This window comes from Parapedobacter sp. ISTM3 (assembly GCF_016533505.1).
Taxonomy (GTDB): Bacteria; Bacteroidota; Bacteroidia; order Sphingobacteriales; family Sphingobacteriaceae; genus Parapedobacter; species Parapedobacter luteus.
This window is the reverse complement of sequence record NZ_JAENGN010000038.1, coordinates 1-5,571: the sequence shown is the minus strand read 5'-3', so window position 1 is coordinate 5,571 and position 5,571 is coordinate 1. Positions and strand designations below refer to the sequence as shown.

The 5,571-nt window shown below is 54.4% G+C and carries 2 tRNA genes and 3 rRNA genes; all 5 read left to right on the top strand.

Features of this window, described 5'->3' with window-relative positions:
* Positions 1 to 472: 472 nt before the first annotated feature.
* Positions 473 to 1,994, top strand: a 16S ribosomal RNA gene (locus tag JHJ32_RS22340).
* Between the two features lie 124 nt (positions 1,995 to 2,118).
* Positions 2,119 to 2,192 (top strand) — tRNA-Ile (locus tag JHJ32_RS22335).
* Positions 2,193 to 2,199: 7 nt separating this feature from the next.
* Positions 2,200 to 2,273 (top strand) — tRNA-Ala (locus JHJ32_RS22330).
* A 198-nt stretch (positions 2,274 to 2,471) separates the two neighbouring features.
* A 23S ribosomal RNA gene (locus tag JHJ32_RS22325) occupies positions 2,472 to 5,343 on the top strand.
* Positions 5,344 to 5,411: 68 nt separating this feature from the next.
* Positions 5,412 to 5,523 (top strand): 5S ribosomal RNA (gene rrf, locus JHJ32_RS22320).
* The 16S, 23S and 5S rRNA genes sit together here with 2 tRNA genes alongside, the layout of an rRNA operon.
* The last annotated feature ends 48 nt before the right edge of the window (positions 5,524 to 5,571 follow it).

Genomic DNA, 5,571 nt, shown 5'->3' with positions numbered 1-5,571 from the left:
TTCTACTTTTGCAGCCCGCAAACGGGGAAACGGTAAGAAGTTTTGAGTTTGCGGTTGTTTTTTGAACGGTTTGGGTAAGGTTTTGCGTTTGTTTGGGGGCGTTTGGTTTCCGGGCGTTTGGGGGGATAAAAAAAAGTAAAATTTTTTTTTGGTGGAATGAAAAAAGCTCCTTACCTTTGCAGTCCCAAACGGAACGGGGGGTTGAAAGACGGTAGGTTCCGGAGCCGGCGCGCGATGTGCCGGCGGCAGACAAAGAAGCAAAGACGGATGCGGCCTTTCGGGGCTGCGGAAGATAAAAAAGCCGAAGCGTGAGCGGAGGCGCGAGAGTTCTTGAAAGATATTGATATTCATGTAGCGTAACGAGTAGTCTGTCATGGGCGAAAGTTAACAAGACAGACCTAAGTCAATCCAGGTTAATAGACATAATTAAAGATTGATTCCGAGCAATCGGGTCAGATCGGACATCATTTTTACAATGGAGAGTTTGATCCTGGCTCAGGATGAACGCTAGCGGCAGGCCTAATACATGCAAGTCGAACGGGATTCACTCCTTCGGGGGTGATGAGAGTGGCGCACGGGTGCGTAACGCGTGAGCAACCTGCCCGTCCCAGGGGGATAGCCCCTCGAAAGAGGGATTAACACCGCATGACGTTGTTCCATGGCATCGTGGGACAACCAAATATTCATAGGGGACGGATGGGCTCGCGTGGCATTAGCTAGTTGGTAGGGTAACGGCTTACCAAGGCGACGATGCCTAGGGGCTCTGAGAGGAGAATCCCCCACACTGGTACTGAGACACGGACCAGACTCCTACGGGAGGCAGCAGTAAGGAATATTGGTCAATGGAGGCAACTCTGAACCAGCCATGCCGCGTGCAGGAGGACGGCCCTATGGGTTGTAAACTGCTTTTGCACGGGAACAAACCCCGGTACGTGTACCGGGTTGAGTGTACCGTGAGAATAAGGATCGGCTAACTCCGTGCCAGCAGCCGCGGTAATACGGAGGATCCGAGCGTTATCCGGATTTATTGGGTTTAAAGGGTGCGTAGGCGGCGCGCTAAGTCAGTGGTGAAAGACGGTGGCTCAACCATCGCAGTGCCGTTGATACTGGCGCGCTTGAATGCGGATGAGGTAGGCGGAATGTGGCAAGTAGCGGTGAAATGCATAGATATGCCACAGAACACCGATTGCGAAGGCAGCTTACCAAGGCGTAATTGACGCTGATGCACGAAAGCGTGGGGATCGAACAGGATTAGATACCCTGGTAGTCCACGCCCTAAACGATGATGACTCGATGTTAGCGATATACGGTTAGCGTCCAAGCGAAAGCGTTAAGTCATCCACCTGGGGAGTACGCCCGCAAGGGTGAAACTCAAAGGAATTGACGGGGGCCCGCACAAGCGGAGGAGCATGTGGTTTAATTCGATGATACGCGAGGAACCTTACCCGGGCTTGAAAGTTAGTGAAGCACCCAGAGATGGGTGCGTCCTTCGGGACACGAAACTAGGTGCTGCATGGCTGTCGTCAGCTCGTGCCGTGAGGTGTTGGGTTAAGTCCCGCAACGAGCGCAACCCCTATGGATAGTTGCCAGCATTTAAAGGTGGGGACTCTATCCAGACTGCCTGCGCAAGCAGTGAGGAAGGCGGGGACGACGTCAAGTCATCATGGCCCTTACGTCCGGGGCTACACACGTGCTACAATGGTCGGTACAGCGGGCAGCCACCTGGCAACAGGGCGCCAATCCCGCAAAGCCGGTCACAGTTCGGATCGGGGCCTGCAACTCGGCCCCGTGAAGTTGGATTCGCTAGTAATCGCGTATCAGCAATGACGCGGTGAATACGTTCCCGGGCCTTGTACACACCGCCCGTCAAGCCATGAAAGCCGGGGGTGCCTGAAGCATGTGACCGCAAGGAGCGTGTCAGGGCAAAACTGGTAATTGGGGCTAAGTCGTAACAAGGTAGCCGTACCGGAAGGTGCGGCTGGAATACCTCCTTTCTAGGGTACCGGATTGGTACTCGTTGCGCCATGGATTATCAATTGAAAAGAGAGAAGAAGATATCAGGAAAATAGAGGACACCGTTCCCTTACACGGTGTGTCCTGAGAGGCGAGAATAAAGCTAGTCCCGTAGCTCAGTTGGTTAGAGCACTACACTGATAATGTAGGGGTCAGCAGTTCAAGTCTGCTCGGGACTACGGGTACGGGGAATTAGCTCAGCTGGCTAGAGCACCTGCCTTGCACGCAGGGGGTCAACGGTTCGAATCCGTTATTCTCCACGCGTTTAGGATGAGGGGTTTCAGGAAGGGGAAAAGGACGTTGTCCTTGCGCCTTATTCCGGAGGTCCCCGCTCCCGAACAGAAGTTCTTTGACATATTGGAAGAAAACAAGAAGAGAAGAGAGAAGGCAACAGTAGGGCCTGCATGGCGACATGCGGTCCGAAGCAGGCCCGCGGTTGGCAAAAGGGCCGCGGGTTGAAGAAAGTAAAGAAGGGCACACGGGGGATGCCTAGGCTCCCAGAGGCGAAGAAGGACGCGACAAGCTGCGATAAGCGCCGGGGATCGGCAAATGCGAATTGATCCGGCGGTTTCCGAATGGGGTAACCTGATGTACTGAAGGTACATCGTATAATACGCGAACGCGCTGAACTGAAACATCTAAGTAGGCGTAGGAGGAGAAAACAACAGTGATTCCGCAAGTAGTGGCGAGCGAACGCGGATTAGCCCAAACCGGATATGTTACGGCATATGCGGGGTTGTAGGACCACGAAGTGGCATGCATGCGTGAAGTGGAAACCGGAAGGGAAGCCGGTACCGGAGAGGGTGACAGTCCCGTACACGTAAGCAAGTGCAGCCTAGTGGTATCCTGAGTACCGCGGGGTCGGAGACGCCCTGTGGGAATCCGGCGGCACCATCCGCCAAGGCTAAATACTCCTGGGAGACCGATAGTGGACCAGTACCGTGAGGGAAAGGTGAAAAGAACCCCGAACAGGGGAGTGAAAAAGAACCTGAAACCGTGTGCCTACAAGCGGTCGGAGCCCTTAGGGGTGACGGCGTGCCTTTTGCATAATGAGCCTACGAGTTACACTTCACCGGCAAGGTTAACCCATTCAGTGGGGCAGCCGAAGCGAAAGCGAGTCTGAACAGGGCGTGCAGTCGGTGGAGGTAGACGCGAAACCTTGTGATCTACCCTTGGTCAGGCTGAAGGTGCCGTAACAGGTACTGGAGGGCCGAACCGATAAGCGTTGAAAAGCTTCCGGATGAACTGAGGGTAGGGGTGAAAGGCCAATCAAACTGGGAAATAGCTCGTACTCCCCGAAATGTTTTTAGGAACAGCGTTGCGGAGAGTCCTGCGGAGGTAGAGCTACCGATTGGGTGCGGGGGAGTCACATCCTACCAAATCCAGACGAACTCCGAATGCCGCAGGATATACGCAGCAGTGAGGCTTTGGGTGCTAAGGTCCAAGGCCGAGAGGGAAAGAACCCAGACCATCAGCTAAGGTCCCCAAATACACGCTAAGTTGGACTAACGAGGTCCGGCTGCTTAGACAGCTAGGATGTTGGCTTGGAAGCAGCCATTCATTTAAAGAGTGCGTAACAGCTCACTAGTCGAGCGGCCGGGCGTGGATAATGAACGGGCATCAAGTGTGTTACCGAAGCTATGGGATATTTAATATCGGTAGGGGAGCATTCCGGCGGGGGCGAATCCGGTCCGTAAGGGCCGGTGGACTTTCCGGAAAAGCAAATGTAGGCATAAGTAACGATAAGGCGGGTGAGAAACCCGCCCACCGAAAGACCAAGGTTTCCTGATCAACGCTAATCGGATCAGGGTCAGTCGGGGCCTAAGGATAAGCCGAATGGCGAATCCGATGGACAACGGGTTAATATTCCCGTACTTTTGGTTGCTGCGACGCGGGGACGGAGAAGTGACACCACCGCGCACTGACGGAATAGTGCGTTGAAGGGCGTAGGTATACCCGGGACAGGGAAGTCCGTTCCGGGTGCTGAAACCCGATAGTACGGCAAACCTTCGGGGGCGCCGATAGTGTGGGTAATCATGCTTCCGAGAAAAACCGCTAAGCTTCAGGCAACCAAAACCCGTACCGCAAACCGACACAGGTGGTTGGGGTGAGAATCCTAAGGTGCTCGAGTGAATCATGGCTAAGGAACTCGGCAAAATGGCCCTGTAACTTCGGGAGAAGGGGCGCTGGCGTGAGCCAGCCGCAGTGAAAAGGCCCAGGCGACTGTTTAACAAAAACACATGGCTTTGCGAAATCGAAAGATGAAGTATAAGGCCTGACACCTGCCCGGTGCTGGAAGGTTAAGGGGGGATGTTAGTCAGCAATGGCGAAGCATTGAACCGAAGCCCCAGTAAACGGCGGCCGTAACTATAACGGTCCTAAGGTAGCGAAATTCCTTGTCGGGTAAGTTCCGACCTGCACGAATGGTGTAACGATCTGGGCACTGTCTCAGCCATGAGCTCGGTGAAATTGTGGTATCGGTGAAGACGCCGGTTACCCGCAACGGGACGGAAAGACCCCATGAACCTTCACTACAGCTTAACATTGGGACTGGGTGCGTGATGTGTAGGATAGGCGGGAGGCTTTGAAGCGGGTTCGCCAGGACTCGTGGAGCCAACCTTGAAATACCGCCCTTTGCGTATCCGGTTCCTAACCCTGCGTAGCGGGGGACATTGTTTGGTGGGTAGTTTGACTGGGGTGGTCGCCTCCAAAAAGGTAACGGAGGCTTTCAAAGGTAAGCTCAGTACGCTTGGTAACCGTACGCGGAGTGCAATGGCATAAGCTTGCTTGACTGTGAGGCATACAGGCCGAACAGGGCCGAAAGGCGGACATAGTGATCCGGTGGTTCTGCATGGAAGGGCCATCGCTCAAAGGATAAAAGGTACTCTGGGGATAACAGGCTGATCTCCCCCAAGAGCTCATATCGACGGGGAGGTTTGGCACCTCGATGTCGGCTCGTCACATCCTGGGGCTGGAGAAGGTCCCAAGGGTTCGGCTGTTCGCCGATTAAAGTGGCACGCGAGCTGGGTTCAGAACGTCGCGAGACAGTTCGGTCCCTATCTGTTGCGGGCGTTGGAATATTGAGTGGGGCTGGCCTTAGTACGAGAGGACCGGGCTGGACCGACCGCTGGTGAACCAGTTATGCCGCCAGGTGTACGGCTGGGTAGCTATGTCGGGTTAGGATAAGCGCTGAAAGCATCTAAGTGCGAAACCGGCCACGAGATTAGTATTCCATTGAGGGTCCCCGTAGACTACGGGGTTGATAGGCCGCAGGTATAGAGGTGGCGACACCACAGCTGAGCGGTACTAATAGCCCGAAAGCTTTCTCGCGCAGAGATGCTGTTGCCTTGCTCGGATTCTCGTTCATGTTTTCTTCCGATGATATGTCATAAAGGTATTCAGGTGCCTATATCGGCGGTGTCCACCTCTTCCCATCCCGAACAGAGCAGTTAAGCCCGCCAGAGCCGATGGTATTGCCGTAACAGGCGTGAGAGTAGGTCGGTGCCGGATTTTATTTGGAAGCCCCGCGTGCAACTGCACACGGGGCTTTCTTTTTGG